The 15957-nt window shown below is 44.7% G+C and carries 19 protein-coding genes; 18 read left to right on the plus strand and 1 reads right to left on the minus strand.

What is annotated here, in order from left to right; translation table 11 throughout:
- The first annotated feature begins 52 nt into the window (after positions 1-52).
- From GQF01_RS19900 to GQF01_RS19910, 3 genes are all read left to right on the plus strand, one after another.
- Positions 53-664, plus strand: a complete 612-nt coding sequence (locus tag GQF01_RS19900) for a CPBP family intramembrane glutamic endopeptidase (protein WP_161408467.1) — start codon at positions 53-55, stop codon at positions 662-664.
- The gene (locus GQF01_RS19905) at positions 661-864 is read left to right on the plus strand and encodes a hypothetical protein (protein ID WP_145655334.1); all 204 of its coding nucleotides are present in this window, start codon (positions 661-663) and stop codon (positions 862-864) included. Before GQF01_RS19900 ends, GQF01_RS19905 begins: the two co-directional genes overlap by 4 nt.
- Positions 865-969: 105 nt before the next feature.
- Positions 970-2628 carry a stalk domain-containing protein gene (locus GQF01_RS19910; RefSeq protein WP_161408468.1) on the plus strand — a complete coding sequence of 553 codons (1659 nt, stop codon included), beginning with the start codon at positions 970-972 and terminating at the stop codon, positions 2626-2628.
- Between the two features lie 59 nt (positions 2629-2687).
- Here the strand turns inward: GQF01_RS19910 and GQF01_RS19915 are convergent, their stop codons facing one another.
- Positions 2688-3545: a polysaccharide deacetylase family protein gene (locus GQF01_RS19915; protein ID WP_161408469.1), complete on the minus strand. Its 858-nt coding sequence runs from the start codon at positions 3543-3545 to the stop codon at positions 2688-2690.
- 165 nt (positions 3546-3710) lie between these two features.
- Between GQF01_RS19915 and GQF01_RS19920 the strand changes: the two genes are divergently transcribed.
- The 15 genes from GQF01_RS19920 (at position 3711) to GQF01_RS19985 (ending at position 15950) form a co-directional block, all read left to right on the plus strand.
- On the plus strand, positions 3711-4052 hold the full coding sequence (locus GQF01_RS19920; RefSeq protein WP_161408470.1) for a hypothetical protein: 342 nt from the start codon (positions 3711-3713) through the stop codon (positions 4050-4052).
- Between the two features lie 247 nt (positions 4053-4299).
- Positions 4300-4905 (plus strand): genetic competence negative regulator, encoded by a 606-nt coding sequence (locus GQF01_RS19925; RefSeq protein WP_127451207.1) that lies wholly within the window; start codon positions 4300-4302, stop codon positions 4903-4905.
- A 145-nt stretch (positions 4906-5050) separates the two neighbouring features.
- Positions 5051-6559 carry a DnaB-like helicase C-terminal domain-containing protein gene (locus GQF01_RS19930; protein WP_161408471.1) on the plus strand — a complete coding sequence of 503 codons (1509 nt, stop codon included), beginning with the start codon at positions 5051-5053 and terminating at the stop codon, positions 6557-6559.
- A gap of 91 nt (positions 6560-6650) precedes the next feature.
- A complete protein-coding gene (gene prsW / locus GQF01_RS19935) occupies positions 6651-7346 on the plus strand; it encodes a glutamic-type intramembrane protease PrsW (protein WP_161408472.1) in 696 nt (231 codons plus the stop codon).
- A gap of 71 nt (positions 7347-7417) precedes the next feature.
- Positions 7418-7573: a hypothetical protein gene (locus GQF01_RS35975; RefSeq protein ID WP_164819461.1), complete on the plus strand. Its 156-nt coding sequence runs from the start codon at positions 7418-7420 to the stop codon at positions 7571-7573.
- 109 nt (positions 7574-7682) lie between these two features.
- Positions 7683-9056 carry a germination protein YpeB gene (gene ypeB, locus GQF01_RS19940; protein WP_161408473.1) on the plus strand — a complete coding sequence of 458 codons (1374 nt, stop codon included), beginning with the start codon at positions 7683-7685 and terminating at the stop codon, positions 9054-9056.
- A gap of 103 nt (positions 9057-9159) precedes the next feature.
- On the plus strand, positions 9160-9813 hold the full coding sequence (locus tag GQF01_RS19945; RefSeq protein ID WP_161408474.1) for a flagellar brake protein: 654 nt from the start codon (positions 9160-9162) through the stop codon (positions 9811-9813).
- 60 nt (positions 9814-9873) lie between these two features.
- Positions 9874-10146: a hypothetical protein gene (locus GQF01_RS19950; RefSeq protein WP_235960054.1), complete on the plus strand. Its 273-nt coding sequence runs from the start codon at positions 9874-9876 to the stop codon at positions 10144-10146.
- A 139-nt stretch (positions 10147-10285) separates the two neighbouring features.
- Positions 10286-10969, plus strand: a complete 684-nt coding sequence (gene cmk, locus GQF01_RS19955; protein WP_161408475.1) for a (d)CMP kinase — start codon at positions 10286-10288, stop codon at positions 10967-10969.
- A gap of 1 nt (position 10970) precedes the next feature.
- Positions 10971-11552 (plus strand): lysophospholipid acyltransferase family protein, encoded by a 582-nt coding sequence (locus tag GQF01_RS19960; RefSeq protein ID WP_161408476.1) that lies wholly within the window; start codon positions 10971-10973, stop codon positions 11550-11552.
- A gap of 152 nt (positions 11553-11704) precedes the next feature.
- Positions 11705-13015, plus strand: a complete 1311-nt coding sequence (gene rpsA, locus GQF01_RS19965; RefSeq protein WP_161408477.1) for a 30S ribosomal protein S1 — start codon at positions 11705-11707, stop codon at positions 13013-13015.
- A gap of 30 nt (positions 13016-13045) precedes the next feature.
- Positions 13046-14104 carry a type 2 isopentenyl-diphosphate Delta-isomerase gene (gene fni, locus GQF01_RS19970; protein ID WP_161408478.1) on the plus strand — a complete coding sequence of 353 codons (1059 nt, stop codon included), beginning with the start codon at positions 13046-13048 and terminating at the stop codon, positions 14102-14104.
- Between the two features lie 128 nt (positions 14105-14232).
- Positions 14233-14859, plus strand: coding sequence for a YphA family membrane protein (locus GQF01_RS19975; protein ID WP_161408479.1), 627 nt, complete (start codon positions 14233-14235; stop codon positions 14857-14859).
- Positions 14859-15764 (plus strand): YIEGIA family protein, encoded by a 906-nt coding sequence (locus GQF01_RS19980; RefSeq protein ID WP_161408480.1) that lies wholly within the window; start codon positions 14859-14861, stop codon positions 15762-15764. The genes GQF01_RS19975 and GQF01_RS19980 overlap by 1 nt, the downstream gene beginning before the upstream one ends.
- A gap of 6 nt (positions 15765-15770) precedes the next feature.
- Positions 15771-15950: a capping complex subunit for YIEGIA gene (locus GQF01_RS19985; protein WP_161408481.1), complete on the plus strand. Its 180-nt coding sequence runs from the start codon at positions 15771-15773 to the stop codon at positions 15948-15950.
- Positions 15951-15957: the final 7 nt, after the last annotated feature.

The following is a 15957-nucleotide window of genomic DNA, read 5'->3' on the forward strand; positions in this document are numbered from 1 at the left end:
GTATAGGTGAAATAGGTATAAAAGGGAATATGTGAGGAAAGAGGCTGCAGGTATGAAAAAATTCGATTTTAAGAATATCCGTTTCGGAAAAGTCGATGTGAATGATCTCAATGACCGAACTTTACTGCTCAATCTGTACATAACCCAACTACTTACGCTTATTATCGGAATCATCATCATTTTTTTTCAGAGCAATCATAAGTTTATTTCAATGTTTACGATTCAGGGCGGTTGGAAAATCCCAATTTGGGGGAGTTTATTTGCAATAGCTGTTCTTGGGATCGATATGTTAATCTCAAGATGGGTGCCTAAGGAAGTATCTGATGACGGCGGAATCAATGAAATGATTTTCGGACAGCGTCCGATCTGGCACATTGCGCTCATTTCATTTATTGTTGCTATCTGCGAAGAAGTGTTGTTTCGCGGTGCCATCCAACATGCTTGGGGACCTTATTGGACCAGTATATTGTTCGCGGCAATCCATATCCGTTATTTGCAGCATTGGCTCATGACAGGGATGGTATTTAGTATAAGCTATGGTCTTGGCTGGATTTATTTACAAACCGGGAGTCTCTGGGCACCGATTATTGCCCACTTCATCATTGACTTTGTCATGGGATGCATACTTCGTTTTGGTAAGGAGGAGGAAGAACAGAGCACATGAATGCAGAGGGAAAGATGCCTTCTCGTTCTCAGCGAAGGCCAATTGAAATGGAGGAAGATGACACCTATTTACCGCCGCGGAAAGCGGTGCATCCCTCTGAACGGGGAAAATGGACCCAAATCTTTTACGTGACATTACTTTGGTTATTTGTCATTCTTGTTATTAGTTTAACGGTATGGGGGATTAGGTATTATTCATAAGATCTCCCAGTTGAGTAAAGTTGTGTAAATCAAATAGAGAAGCTATGATAGATTCATAGCTTCTTTTTTTATGGGCTCACTTTTTAATAGGGGGATATTATTGCAATGAATGTGATTCAAGTAAGAAGAAAATGGACAACTTCAGTGAAAATAATAGCAGCTTTGTTCGTTTTGTTATCTAGTTTGATTTGGTCGTCAAAGCCGTCTTATGCGTTGTCATATGGATACTTGACCTATCCGCAAGGAGATGTAGGACTATTACGTCCGGATATTGGGGTGAATATAGATCTAAGTGAAGGGAGAACACCAGAAAGCTATCATTTTTACCTCAATAATCAGGAAGTGACGGCGACTTACGATCCTGTTTCTGTTAAATATGTGTATCAGCCCAAAGCGGATTTGGCACCTGGCAAGTATTCGGCACGTTTATCTTTTAGCTTCACCGGTTATGAACCTGTTCAGATTTATTGGGATTTTACTGTAGTAGACGGTGCTGTCACCCTTTCTTCAGAGACAAGTAAAGAGCAGCAAGCAGGTCTGCAAGCGATTAATGACTATCGGGTAAAAATGGGCTTAACAAAAGTGAAGTTTAGCGATGCCCTGAATGTAGCTGCTAAGAAGCATGCGCAATATTTGTCGCAAAACAAAATCGATCCGATTAAAACGGCCGTTTCCTTGCATGATGAGGACCCAGCGCTGCCTGGATATATTGGAAAGTCCTTGAAAGAACGAGCTCAATTTATTGGATATGCTCGCTCAAGCAGCGAGGACGTAGCTTACAATAATGTGTCCCTTGTTGAAGCCATTGATAGTTTATTTGATGCTCCTTATCATCGAACACCATTCATGGTACCTGGACTCGTCGAAATTGGTGTTTATAAAGATGGGCCTTATCATGTCATAGAATTCGGATTTTCAGAAGGGGTATCACCTGAACTGGTTGTTTCTCCAGGAAGTAACGATGTCTATGTCCCTACTATGTTTGATGGTCATGAAACACCGGATCCCATCCGTAATCATGCTGCAGCGTCATATCCAGTCGGCTACCCGATCATGGCCTCCATCTATGGACCTGGTGTGAAGAAAGTTAGGTTGGATGAGGCAGAATTAAAGGATGAAGCTGGGAAAGCGGTCAGCTTGCTGAAGAATGAGCCTGGCACGGACGATCATCTGGATACTGAAGTTATTATCATGCCATCGAAACCGTTAGAGCTCGATTCAACCTATAAAGCGAAAGTCAAACTAACGGCAACCATGGAGGATGGCACCACCAAATCTTACAGTAAGGAATGGATGTTCCGTACAGAGCCTCGCGAGGGCGTAGGTGTGCTCAAACTGCATAATGATGCGGTTTCTTACACACTGCAAATGGGCAATTTCGGACTAAATCGAAGTCACCTCGTTTCTTTTGCCTTAGCTGGCGACAAATATGTTCTTGATCTCATTCCATATCCGATGAAACAGAAGCCTTACATTCAAGAGGGGACCTCATTCCTATATATCCGTGATCTCGCCGCGGCCCTTGGTGCAACGGTGGAGTGGGACGATAAGCAGAAGGCAGCGGTGTACAAGAAGAAAGACAAGACGATTATTTTCTACACAAGCCGGAATGCTTATAACTTAAATGGTGTGGAGCATCAAACGGAGTCCGCGGCAAAATTAGTGAATGAAACAACGATGATTCCAGTTCGTTTGCTGTCAGAAGCGCTTGGAGCCAAGGTAACCTACGTAGAAAGCACGAAAACAGTCAATATTAGCTATTAAAAGAAAAAAGCTTTGCATGCCCCTGTAGATGCTTGAGGGAGCTGCAAAGCTTCTTTTTGTTATCTCATTTCTAGCTCAATGGCATTCGGATCCACGAACGAATACCCTTTTTCCTCAAGCTGTGTGAGGAGAGTGTCTAATATTTTGACCGTCCAAGGCAGTTCATGCATGAGAATATTGCTGCCGCCGTGCAGCTGCTTCATAACATTCTCGATGACTTTGTTGGGATCATTTTTTTGATTGGTCATTTCCCAATCCAATGATCCATTTGACCATGTCATATAAAGCATTTTATTATCTTTGATTTTGGCTTTCAAATAATCGTTCCCCGCACCAAAAGGAGGGCGGAAAAACTGCGGGGCTTGCCCCGTTAATTCTTTAATAATTTTCTGAACATCGTCCACTTGCTGATCAATCTTGGCATTCGGCATGTCTTTCAAATTGTCATGGTCCCATGCATGATTGCCAATGATATTCCCGCTGTCGTGGATGAGCTTAACGAGCTCGGGCTTTTGTTTGATCCGGTAGCCGTTCAAAAAGAAAATGGCCTTCGCGTTATGTTTTTTGAGAGTATCGATTAGCGACTGATTCATCTCTTGCTCTTTGGGGCCGTCATCAAACGTTAAGAGGATAATTTTCTTGTTCCCGTTCGGGTCGTTGGGGACGATATCATAATTTTTGTTCATATGATAGTCCTTCTTTACTTCTTGTGGAACTGGTTTAGTTGGCTCTGGTGTAGGTGTGGGAGCGGGCGTTACTGTTGATGCAGCCGTAGGAGCAGGGCTGGCAGCTGTCGTAACTGCCGTTGTTGGTGTCGCACTGGTTGTGGTAACTGGGCTTTTGGCCGGTTGGCTATCACTGCAGGCAGCTAGGAATATCATCATGCTGATTAACAGGATACTGGCTTTGTTAGTCATTTCTCGTTCTCCTCAGGCAAATTAACTTCAATTGTCTCTCCTTATAGTACCACATTTCGCATGGATCATATCTCCTTTGTTTTCCTATTGTTTGAACGTATGCCCTCTCTTCAACTCGCGCAACCTATGAAGGATTCATACTAAATTAACATGGAGGGAGACCCAATGAAGATAGGTACTTTCTTGTTAGGCGGTATTGCCGGAGCAGCAGCGGTCGTTTATCTGAATCGCAAAAGTAAATCAATGTTGTTCTCCGCGTTCAGCTCATCCAGTGAGTCGATGGGGAAAGTAGTAGATAAAGCGAAAGACACTTTTGCGAATAAATCATTCAGCAGCGATTCACCAGTTCGGAATTTCTCAAGTACAAGTACAAGTACAAATGCAGGCGCAAACTCAAGCGGCGGGCTTGGCACGGTGGAGAAAATCGTGAAGGAAGATCCGCATTTGAGTGTGACCGTGAACGAAATTTTGCAAGCCAACAAAGAAAATTCGTCGACAATTCAATAAATACTCACGGCAGGCACAGTCAGGCATACCCACGGGGCCGGCTGTGCTTTTTCTTTTTATACATAACTTGCGCGTGCAATTGGAATCAAATAGTGTTAACATGGTAGGTGAAAACGATAAAAGAATACTTGTCCAAATCTTGCTTCAAGGTTCACATTTTTATTTTTTTATCATATTCTGTTTTAATAAGATGACCATGCTTTCGATGCAAGCTTTCCAATCGGGAGGCTCAAAGGAGGATCCTATCATGAAAATAGAACGCTTAAGTCAGGATAAGATACGGATTTTCCTAACATTCGATGACTTAACTGAACGCGGAATTCAAAAGGACGACATGTGGAGAGAGATCCCCAAAGTACACGAGTTATTCAGTGAAATGATGGATCAAGCCTATTCAGAGCTCGGATTTGACCCGTCCGGACCTCTTGCTGTTGAGGTGTTTGCACTGCCAGCCCAGGGAATGGTTGTCATTGTGACAAGAGGCAAGCTTGATTTGTATGCGAATTCAGATTCGTATGATGATCATGAAGCTGAAGAAGTGTATGAGATGGAAGTAACGCTTGAACAAAGCGATTTAGTCTCCTATGCGTTCCGTGACTTTGAAGATCTGCTGCGTGTCTCCAAAGTAATCAATCCGCTTCTCATTGAGGGCGGCACCCTTTATTCCTACAAAGGGAAATATATTTTACAACTAGAGCCTGTTGACCTTGAAGATACGAAGTACCAAGCGTTAATCGCGGTCCTGTCCGAATTCGGGGAAGCTGCTTCCGTAACACAAGCGGTGCTTGAAGAGTATGGGAAGACGATTATTGCCGATGACGCCGTGAAGGTGCTTTGTCAGCACTTTAAATAAAGGCCATCCTCTTTTCTTTTGTTGTTGAATGAAACAAGCATCTTCAAAAACAACCGTTTTTGTTGATGCTTTTTTTAATTGGCTTTTTTATATGAGATAGAAAGTGGTTTTGCATCCTTGCGAAGAGATGATGGGGGAGAAAATCATGACGAATTTAGAGCATAAGCGCCTAGCGCCAACGTTGGCAGCGGTTGATTTGGACAGTTTGCTAAGCTACTACCAGAAACAGATGCGAGAAGAAGCTTATTTATATTTGCAAAAAAGGGGAATTACCGAAGAGACCGCGCAATTGTTTCGGATTGGTTTTGAAATCGGAAAAATCGGGTTCTACGTCGATCAGAATCAACTGGGCGATTACTTTGAACACAGAGTGATCCTGCCCATTCGTAATTACGAGGGCGAAATTGTCGACTTAATCGGACGTTCTGTTGATAATAAGGAGCCGAAATATAAGGCCTTGTATGGGGTTGACCAGTATCTTTTTAATTACGATGCCATGGAAGATTCGGATGAAGTCATTTTGTGCAGTGGCATTTTCGATGTGCTTTCTCTTACGCAGGCCAAAGTCCCGGCTGTTTGTGTACCGGATTATGGGATATTCAAAGAACACCATCTTTCCCTGTTTACAGGAAAACGTGTATACATTTGTATGGGGAACGATGAGTACGGGCGGAGAGAGTCTACACGGATTGAATCCGTCTTACGAGAACAAGGAAACGAAACGTATATTATTTCCTTGCCAGAGACCATTCGCGACATCAATGATCTATTCGTAAGAGCTAAGAGTCCGGTAGAGACATTCCTCACACTGGTTAATCAATCTGTTGAAGAGGCTATGTTAGCTCCTGTAGCGCCAGATATTAAGAATAGCACGGTTTATTTGGAAGAATACATGAAGAGATTCCGTGGGCAGGTAGCCTCGATTCGAACGGGCTTTGACAAACTGGACACGCTCCTATTCGGTGGCTTTGGAAATGGCTTGTATCTTCTTGCGGGATCAGGATCTATAGGCAAAAGCATGCTGCTGAAGCAAATGGCTGATCATATCGCACTTGAAGAAACTCCAGTCATATTTGTTTCCTGGGACATGACGAATTTTGAATTATGGTCTCGCAGCATCGCGCGGATTATTGGTGTAGCACCTCAGAAGGTGCTTGGCGGGAAAATAGATCCCGAACAAGTGGCTGAGGCGAATAAGCAGTACGCCAAAATTAGTAAGATGTTGTGGATGCTTGAGTGTACGATGAGTACAACGCTCGATCAAGTAGCTGCTAACATAGAAAGAATAGCCGTCATCGTGGGCAAAGAACCTGTTATTTTCATCGATCATTTGCAGCGAATTCCGATGGGCGAAGGTGCGGCGGCGCTGACTTGGCAACAGCAACAGGCGGCCATAGCGTTTACGCTTAAGCAGTGGTCCCGGGAATGGGATTGTCCGATTATCGCAGCAACTGCTCTGGAGTTAGGCGAAGATAACGTACCAGACCGTGTGCAGGCTTCTGCTGATGTCGTGATGATTATGCAACCTGTGAAATCGGATGTGGATGGTCAACAGGCGATTTCGCTTGCACTAACGAAGAACAGAAATGGCACAATAGGGAATATCCCTCTCGTTTTCCATAATGATTGTGCACTTTTTACGGATAAATCATAGAAATATCGTTCCAAAATGACTATAATGTAAGATGACATAACTGTACTGAGGGTACTTCATAACTACTTCTAGCATAAGGGGGAAGCCGCATTTGCAAATATTACCGATTGTTCTTGCAGCCGTAGCCCCAGGTCTCTCACTGCTTGCATACTTTTATTTAAAAGATCGTTACGAAACGGAACCCATCCATTTGGTTATCCGCATGTTCTTATTTGGTGTGCTGCTCGTATATCCAACGATGGTGCTTCAGAATGCTCTGATTCAGGAAGTAGGCGAGGGTACCTTTATTTCGTCGTTTCTCCTATCGGGGGGCATTGAAGAGTTCATGAAATGGTTCATTCTGTATCATTTGATCTTCAGGCATGAAGCCTTTGATGAACCTTATGACGGGATCGTATACGCGGTTGCGGTAAGCTTGGGTTACGCGACTTTAGAAAATATCATATATGCTTTCTTAAATGCAGCATCTTTCTCTGCGCTAATGATCCGCGCTCTTCTGCCGGTTTCGGCGCATGCGCTTTTCGGAGTCATGATGGGCTATTACTTGGGGAAGGCCAAATTCGTTCCTCACAAGGCCCAGAAGTATCTGTGGTTCTCGCTCCTGCTGCCGATTTTCTGGCATGGATTGTTTGACTACATCCTGCTCTTCTTTAAATCCAACTGGATCTGGGTCATGATACCGGTAATGACATTTCTATGGATTCGTACCATTTGGCGGGTTGACCGGGCAAATGCTCATTCGCCGCTGCGCGTCGCATCAGCAGATGAGAAGATTAAAATGAGTTAATTTGGGCAATACTGGACATTATAGAAGGCGATTCCTGGCTCAAAGAGCTTGGAACTACCGGGAGGGTGTACATGTCCATAACACGAGTGAAAGTAAAGATCCGCTGCAGACAATGCGGGGAAAAGTTCGTGCTGAAAGGTAAGAGAGAAAAAGGTAAGATCGAAACAGGATTTAGGCAATGTATTTGCAGCAATGAGCATGATTTCGAAATAGAGACAGACGAATAATGAGAGGCCATTCTTTATGAATAGGCCTCTTTTTTGTTGTCATTCTTGTATAAACCTGTCTATTCGCGCAAAAACTAAGCCAAGTTTAGGGGATGAAAGGGGTATTCACGTGTATAAAAGATTGAGCATTGTCATGTTTCCATTCCTTTTGATTGCTTTAATCGGTGCGTCCGTTTGGGGGTACTTGGAGCATCAGGAGAAAAATACGATTTTGATTAAAGCAGAGAACCAATATCAGCGCGCTTTCCATGATCTCTCTTTCCATATGGACAAACTGCATACGGAGTTAGGAAACACGCTTGCTGTTAACTCGACGGCTGAGCCTTCCTACCGCAAAGGGCTTGTGAATGTGTGGCGGTTGACCAGTCAGGCACAGGGGGATATCACACAGCTTCCATTAACACTGCTGCCTTTTAACAAAACTGAGGATTTCTTGGCGAATATGGCTAATTACTCTTACCGAATGTCAGTTCGAGATATGACCAAGCAGCCGTTAACGGAGAGTGAAATAAAAACGCTAAGTTCGCTTTACGATCATTCCGCCGAGATTACGAAGGAGATACGCGGAGTCCAGGATAAAGTAATGACGAACAATTTGCGCTGGATGGACGTAGAACTGGCACTTGCTTCGGAGAATGAAGTGCATGATAATGCGATCATTGACGGTTTCTCCATCGTAGACAAAAAAGTAGGCGCCTATGAGGAGTTGAACTGGGGACCAGGCAGTATGGGGATGCTTTCCCAGAAAAAGATTAGCATGCTGTCCGGCAATGATATGACGGCAGATCAGATTAAGCAAAAAGCGGCTCAATTCCTTGGTCAATCCGATACAGCTGCTATGCAAGTGGTAGAAAACGGCGGGAATTCGCCTGAGAATCAAAGCTTCAGTGTTGTGGTCCCGAGCGGAACAAACGGAGCTGATAATGTTCAAATGGATTTTACGAAAAAAGGCGGTCAACTGATTTATTTCATGAAGCCGCGAGACGTCAAAGAGTCGAAGTTTGACCTTCGGCAAGCCCGTGATATATCAAATGAGTTTCTGGATCAACATGAATATAAAGATATGAGTGCTGTAAGTTATGATCAATATCAAAACATTGCGAATATAATTTTCGCTAAGCGTGAGAAAGATGTGACCATTTATCCGCAACAAATTAGTGTTAAGGTTGCACTGGACACGCTTGAAGTGATTGGACTTCAAGCAGCTGATTATATTTATGGACAGGTTCAGCGGAATATTGGACAACCCAAAATTACAGCGGCTGAAGCACGGAAGCAACTTAGTCCGAATATGAAAGTGACGGCGGAATCTCTTGCTATCATCAAAAATGATCTAGATGAAGAGGTTCTCTGTCATGAATTTGTCGGGAAAATGAACAATAATTTATATCGTGTGTATATCAATGGTGATTTAGGAATGGAAGAGAGAATCGAAACGATTCGTCCAGATCAAGCGCAAGCTGCTGCAGAAAAAGCAACATAAAGTCGAAAAAAGAAGCGGGTTCGAGCCCAGCTTCTTTTTTTTGCTATTCAAATAAGAGCGGCGTGGTATAATTGTGTCATAATATGTTTCGGAGGTGCAGGGATTGCTGCCCAAGGTTAACCAAATTTTACATATACAAGTAAACAGCATTGATGATGAAGAATCAAGGATTGAATACAAATCCAGAATTGCCGATGTAACGGATAGCTCAATCGTTATAGAAATTCCGATCAATGAGCAATCGGGTCGACTCAAGAAGCTGTATTATGGCGATGAGTTAAGCACCTTTTATATTGAACAAGGCGGCGTGAAACATTACTTTACAACAACAGTAACTGGTTTTCGCGAAGATGTGATTCGGCTTGTTGAACTTCATAAGCCCGAGCCTGAAGCAATTACGCAAGTGCAACGCAGAAGCTTTCTAAGAGTACCTGCTGAACTGGAAATCGCGGTCAAGGTATCCGACCAAATTCAATTTATCGGCATGACCGACGATGTAGGCGGAGGCGGCATTTCAGTGGTTTATGATGGCCAAATTCCGCTAGGTATCAACACAACTATTTCCTGCTGGCTCCTTGTTCCATACAAAAATGGAAACATTGAGCATATCCCGTTTAGCGGCGAAGTTGTGCGCGTCAAAAAATTGGAAACTGGCAAGCAGCTCGCCATGGTTAGATTTGTTGAAATTTTGGATAGAGAGCGCCAGAAACTAATTCGTTTTTGTTTTGAACGCCAGATGGATTTCCGGAAAAGATAATAGAGGATCTTTTGACTTTGTCAAAAGTCTCTCTGCTTGTAAGCATGAGAGTTAGCTCGCATGGGTATACTACCAAACAATATGCCTATTCGAGCAGGTGAAAAGCTCATGTCCAAAGATCGGGAAGCGAAGTCCTATGAGCAGTTGTTTATCCTCTTCTCTGCGAAAGTAGAAAAGGTGATTATTCGGACAACGCTTGTATGTTTTATCGTGCTTATTTGTGTGCAGCTTTTACTCCAAATCCCTTATATACGCAAGCATTTTACGAGGGTTGAACCGCTAGAAGGAAAGCCTTATATGATGCCCCAAAATGGGAAGGGAGAGCGCTCTTAAGCATGTCAGCAAGCAATCTATTATGCGTCCAAGTTTTGCATATACCTAGGTAGTGTGATATAATTTGAATCAATTAGCAGGCAGTGCCTGCTTTTTTGTTCGTAAGGTATTGTTGAGTATCGTTGGGAGGAACAGCAGCTTGGATAAGTTCAATATTGCCATTGATGGACCTGCTGGAGCCGGTAAAAGTACCATCGCTCGGCTTGTTGCCGGGGCGCTTGGATTCGTTTACGTGGATACAGGAGCCATGTATCGGGCAGTAACATGGAAAGTACAGCAAGAAGGGCTGCTACCTGAGCAAGAGACAGAAGTGGCTGCTATGGCCAATCGCATGAAGATTGAGCTAATTCCTGGAGAAGAAGGCCAACAGGTATTTGTCGATGGTGTTGATGTGACGAAAGCAATCCGCACAACAGCCATTACAGATCATGTTTCCCAAATTGCCAGTTATGGCGCGGTACGTGAACTGCTGGTTTCCCTGCAGAAACAAATGGCGATTTCCAGAGGTGTGGTCATGGATGGCCGGGATATCGGCACTCATGTCATGCCGGATGCAGAAATCAAGGTATTTCTAACAGCCAGCGTAAAGGAACGCGCAGAGCGACGCTTCAAAGAGATGCAAAGCAGCGGTACTTGTACACTGACGCTCTCCGAACTTGAACAGGACATCGCTCGTAGGGACCAATTGGACCAAGATCGAGAGATTTCTCCGCTCAGACGTGCTCATGACGCTGTATTGATGGACAGCACCTCAATGACAATTGAAGAAGTTGTGGACGAAATACTTGGGCTTTGCAAAGACAAAGTCGGGGGTGGCAAATAAGATGCTGTATCGCATCGGCAGGGCCTTGTTTCGTTGCTTTTTCACCTTGTTCTTCCGGTTACGTGCCATTGGCATGGAAAATGTCCCAAAACAGGGTGCAGTAGTGCTTTGCGGCAATCATACAAGTGTATTAGATCCTCCATTATTAGGAACACCGCTGAAACGTATGGTGCATTTTATGGCGAAAGCCGAACTATTCGATATTCCTGTGTTGGGCGCAGCCATTTCTAAAGTCGGCGCTTTTCCAGTTAAACGCGGTGGAGTAAGCAGAGAATCGATCCGTCTAGCGGTGCAATTGCTCCGCGATGGTAATATGTTAGGCGTTTTCCCAGAAGGTTCGCGTAATAACGCTGGGGGAATGGGCAAGAAGGGCGCTGCCTCGCTTGCTCTGAAATCTGGTGCTGCTGTCGTTCCTGTGGCAATTGTTGGTACTTATTCATTATTCCGCCGCATGACCATCGTATACGGCAAACCACTTGATTTGAGTGCTTATGCGGGAGCTAGCTCAGAAGATCTGGAGCTGGCGACTGAAGCCATTATGAAAGAAATTCGCCGCTTACACAGTACATATAGCAAGGCATAGGCCACATGTATGGAAATGAAAGCTTGGAATTATACTATCTTCAAAAGCGAATGATTAAGATTGTTTTGTTTGAAACAGAGTAGAAGCTTACATACTGCTTTGTGACTTATAAATTATTTTTTTGTTGGTTGTAATTAGAGGAGGCTAATCTCATGTCAGATGAAGTAAAAGTTCAAGATCAAACGCAAGAAGCTCAAGAAACAGCCGTATCGCAAGCAGAAGCGGAGCATGCCATGAACAATGTTGCTGTGCTGAAGAAAGGCGCTACCGTGAAAGGCAAAATCGTTAAGGTAGACGCAGATCAAGCCTTCGTGGATATCGGTTACAAATACGATGGTGTTATTCCGGTTCGCGAACTATCTTCCGTTAGCTTGGAAGATGCAGGTCAAGCGGTACAGCTTGGACAAGAAGTAGAACTGAAAGTCGTTTCTATCAATGACGCGAAAGAAACTTTGGTTCTTTCCAAACGTGTTGTAGACAGCGAAAAAGCTTGGGAAACACTTCAAGGTCAATTGGAAAGCAAAGAAATTATCGAAGCTTCCGTTGCTGAAGTTGTTAAAGGCGGTTTAGTAGTGGATATCGGCGTACGCGGTTTCGTACCTGCTTCCATGGTTGAGCGTCAATTCGTTGAAGATTTCTCCTCCTACAAAGGCCGCACATTGCGTCTTCGTGTGAAAGAAATCGATCGCGAGAAAAACAAAGTCATCCTTTCACAAAAAGATGTATTGGATGAAGAATTCGAAGCAAACAAAAAGAAAATCATCGAAGGATTGCAAGTAGGACAAGTTCTAGACGGAACTGTTCAACGCTTGACTCAATTCGGTGCATTTATTGATATCGGTGGTATCGACGGTTTGGTTCACATTTCCGAACTAGCTTGGCACCATGTAGATCAAGCTTCTGATGTTGTTAAAGAAGGCGACAAAGTGAAAGTGCAAATCCTTAAACTTGATCCGTCCAACGACAAAATCAGCCTTAGCATCAAAGCTACACAAGCAGGCCCTTGGTCCAATGTGGAGAATGATTTCAAAGCTGGCGACATCGTAACAGGTACTGTGAAACGTCTTGCTGCTTTTGGCGCATTCGTTGAAGTAGCTCCTGGTGTTGAAGGTCTTGTGCATATTTCCCAAATCGCTCACCGTCACATCGGAACGCCTCATGAAGTATTGAAAGAAGGCCAAGAAGTTCAAGTGAAAATTTTGGAAATCAATGCCAATGAGAAACGTGTTAGCCTAAGCATCAAAGAAACAGAAGAAGCTCCTGAAGCTCCTGCTGGCGCAGCTGCTCCGTCTGCTGCTAAACCAGAAAGAGAAAGACAACCTAGAGGCGACCGTGACCGCGGTAACAGCGCTAGCCACCAAAAAGAAATCGCTGGTAACGAGAACGTATCTTTAAGCAACCAAGGTCTATCCATGACACTTGGCGAGCGTTTCGGCGACAAACTTTCCAAATTTAAAAAGTAAGTGATACTTGATTTGTAGGAGGACCAAGGAATGCGCATCTCACGCAAAATGGAGCATGTCCATTACGCGCTGGAGCTTGGTCAATCCAGACAGCAAGGGCTGTCGGATATCAAGCTTGTGCATAACTGTCTACCTGAGACTTCAACGGATCACATTGCATTAACGACTGAAATCGGCGATCTCATTATGAGTTCGCCGATTTTAATTAATGCGATGACCGGAGGCGCCCAGGAGACAGAGAGCATCAACCGCGAACTAGCCATCATGGCAAGGGAGAAGGGAATGGCTATGGCTGTCGGCTCCCAGATGTCAGCGCTGAAGAACAGCGAGGTAGCGTCCAGCTACCAAGTCGTGCGTCGCGAAAACCCGAAGGGGGTCGTGTTCGCGAATTTGGGCAGCGAGGCAACGGTTGACCAAGCAGTTAGAGCAATTGAAATGATTGAAGCGAATGCACTGCAGATTCATTTGAATGTTATGCAAGAGCTGATCATGCCTGAAGGAGATCGCAGCTTTGTAGGTATGCTGAAGCGGATTGAAGCCATTGTTCGGCAAGTGGAAGTGCCGGTCATTGTCAAGGAAGTCGGCTTCGGCATCCTGAAGGACAACGCCAAACAATTGCAAGAGATTGGTGTTCGTGTCTTGGATGTTGGTGGTTCGGGCGGCACGAATTTCGCCGCCATAGAGAACGCGAGACGTCCAGCGGCAATAGAGTGGCTGAACGACTGGGGTACCCCGACAAGCATCTCGCTTTTGGAGGCGCTGTCTATTTACCCAAGAGGCTCTGTGATTGCCTCAGGGGGGATTACGAACGCTTTGGAAGCGGCCAAAGCGCTGGCTCTTGGCGCATCAGCCGTCGGCATGGCTGGAGCATTTCTCAAGGTGCTGCGTGAGCAAGGCACCCAAAGCCTGCATCGCTTTGCGGACGAGCTGCATCAAGGACTTATTTTAATTATGACGGCGCTAGGCGCACCTACGATTAGAGATTTGGGGCAGTGCCCCGTTGTCATTATGGGAGAAACGGCAGAATGGTGCCGGACCCGCGGGATTGATTTAACTTCATACGCAGATAAAACCAATCGGAGTAAATAATCGAAAGATTGCCATACTAAGGATCAAGATGTGCTTCCCTCTACATAAGAAGAGCGGAAGCCGTAGATCCGCAGGCAAGCGGTGATAGATATCATCGGTTCGCCAGTGCCTTGTAGGGTGGTCAGATTATGAACTCCGGTTATTTGTCTCTCATTCTCCTTTGCATCACGTTGATTTTGTTTGCCAGCGGGTGGAAGGAGCTGTACGTCAGAAGTATATCGCATAAGGGCATGCTTCTTTTTTTTGCCCTGTGGATTGTGGGTTCGTGCTTTTCTGTGACGATTAAGCAAGTACATATTCAACTCGTTTATCTCTTGGTTTTCGCCATTAGCCTAGTTATTCTCTTCGTGATTCAAGGCTTCATACATAAGCTTCATTTGCTTTCTATCGGGCTTCTGCTGGGTTCGCTTCATTTCTTGCTGCATCAGCTGCTGGAGATGGATCCGATCCTTATTGTGCGAAATTCAGACTGGGATATTGCCTTATTGCTCGCTTTGATAGCGGTTGTTCTGCAGCGCAATGCGCTGGAGCAAATTGCGGCTATTTCCATGGGATATTTGCTTGGTGATATGTATCAGGCGGGCATTCATCCTGTTGGGGGCTACCATCAACTTGGCCATTCGACATTTCAAGACCAATGGTGGCTTTCTGTCTTTACTGCGCGAACAATGACGATTATTCTGCAAGCGGCCTACACAGGCTGTCGAAGTATGATAAGAAGCTGGATAGAGCGAAGAGGAGGCTGGAGAAAGTAATGGACTGGTTTTATGCACATCGGTATACGATAGGCATCGTTGTTGGTGTTATTTTTGGAATTTTAGCTAGGCTCAATATGCTTAGGACAGATTACAGGCAATACCCAACATACCCGCATGGAAAAATCATACATATTTCCCTTGGTGTTATCGCGGCAGGCCTAGGAGCTGTAGCAGTGCCCGCTTTGCTGGACAAAAACTATACGGCGGTTACGTTTCTTTCCTTAGCGGCTCAGCAGTTCAGAGATGTTCGTAATATGGAGAGACAGAGCTTAACAAAGGTTGATGAATTAGAGTTAGTTCCAAGAGGAGCAGCCTATATTGAGGGCATCGCCATGGTCTTTGAGGGAAGAAATTATCTGGTCATTTTCTCAGCTTTTCTGGCGTCCCTCTTCAGTATTTTGTTTGCTTGGTACTGGGGAGTCTTAGCCGGCATTTTGTCGATCTGGCTTGCACACTTTTTCAAATCGGGTAAAAAATTAGGGGAAATAGCGGATATAGAAGCCGTCCCGATTCGGATAGATGGGCCAGATTTGTTTGTTGGCTCCATTTATATCATGAATGTGGGGCTGGAGGATAGCCGAAATAAGATTAAAGAACACGGGGTTGGCTTTCTGATTAAACCCAAAAATCGCAATTCTCGCGTGACCTTGGCGAATCTAGGCCAAAGACAGGCGATTCTTCATGATATTTCTACCTTGTTTGGTGTTTACAGGGATGAGGGTGAACCGTCTCTGCGGCCAATGGCCAAGCTGGATATGAATACAGGAACTGTCGGTGTGCTGCTGCTGCCACAAGAGAAAGATGAGAACAAGACATTTGTTGCTCTTCATCGGGTTCCTGTCCTGGAAAGCGCTGTGCGTATGCCGTCTGAGGCTGGTGTAAACAAAAATAAGGGGGCGTGAAACGCCATGTCGCAAATTGTTGCTGTTGTGACAATAATGAAGGAAAGAGTTGGTGGGGGTGCCCCAATCTTTGTGGTAGACCAGGAGGATGACCTGCAGAAAGTCTCGTTCTCACTGGAGAAAATATTGGATGCGAACGCGCATGATTTGAAAAATGGCACGATGATTTTGGTTAAGCATACCTAAGATACTG

The sequence above is a fragment of the Paenibacillus silvestris genome (assembly GCF_009882985.1).
Classification (GTDB): Bacteria; Bacillota; Bacilli; order Paenibacillales; family NBRC-103111; genus Paenibacillus_E; species Paenibacillus_E silvestris.

Excerpts from the sequence above, each read along its gene's own strand:
- GQF01_RS19960 (WP_161408476.1), top strand. The coding sequence starts at position 10,971 with ATGCTGTATCGCATCGGCAGGGCCTTGTTTCGTTGCTTTTTCACCTTG.
- GQF01_RS19975 (WP_161408479.1), top strand. The coding sequence starts at position 14,233 with ATGAACTCCGGTTATTTGTCTCTCATTCTCCTTTGCATCACGTTGATT.
- GQF01_RS19980 (WP_161408480.1), top strand. The coding sequence starts at position 14,859 with ATGGACTGGTTTTATGCACATCGGTATACGATAGGCATCGTTGTTGGT.
- GQF01_RS19950 (WP_235960054.1), top strand. The coding sequence starts at position 9,874 with ATGGGTATACTACCAAACAATATGCCTATTCGAGCAGGTGAAAAGCTC.
- fni (WP_161408478.1), top strand. The coding sequence starts at position 13,046 with ATGCGCATCTCACGCAAAATGGAGCATGTCCATTACGCGCTGGAGCTT.
- GQF01_RS19905 (WP_145655334.1), top strand. The coding sequence starts at position 661 with ATGAATGCAGAGGGAAAGATGCCTTCTCGTTCTCAGCGAAGGCCAATT.
- GQF01_RS19915 (WP_161408469.1), bottom strand. The coding sequence starts at position 3,545 with ATGACTAACAAAGCCAGTATCCTGTTAATCAGCATGATGATATTCCTA.
- GQF01_RS19900 (WP_161408467.1), top strand. The coding sequence starts at position 53 with ATGAAAAAATTCGATTTTAAGAATATCCGTTTCGGAAAAGTCGATGTG.
- rpsA (WP_161408477.1), top strand. The coding sequence starts at position 11,705 with ATGTCAGATGAAGTAAAAGTTCAAGATCAAACGCAAGAAGCTCAAGAA.
- GQF01_RS19985 (WP_161408481.1), top strand. The coding sequence starts at position 15,771 with ATGTCGCAAATTGTTGCTGTTGTGACAATAATGAAGGAAAGAGTTGGT.
- GQF01_RS19925 (WP_127451207.1), top strand. The coding sequence starts at position 4,300 with ATGAAAATAGAACGCTTAAGTCAGGATAAGATACGGATTTTCCTAACA.
- GQF01_RS19930 (WP_161408471.1), top strand. The coding sequence starts at position 5,051 with ATGACGAATTTAGAGCATAAGCGCCTAGCGCCAACGTTGGCAGCGGTT.
- GQF01_RS19910 (WP_161408468.1), top strand. The coding sequence starts at position 970 with ATGAATGTGATTCAAGTAAGAAGAAAATGGACAACTTCAGTGAAAATA.
- GQF01_RS35975 (WP_164819461.1), top strand. The coding sequence starts at position 7,418 with ATGTCCATAACACGAGTGAAAGTAAAGATCCGCTGCAGACAATGCGGG.
- GQF01_RS19920 (WP_161408470.1), top strand. The coding sequence starts at position 3,711 with ATGAAGATAGGTACTTTCTTGTTAGGCGGTATTGCCGGAGCAGCAGCG.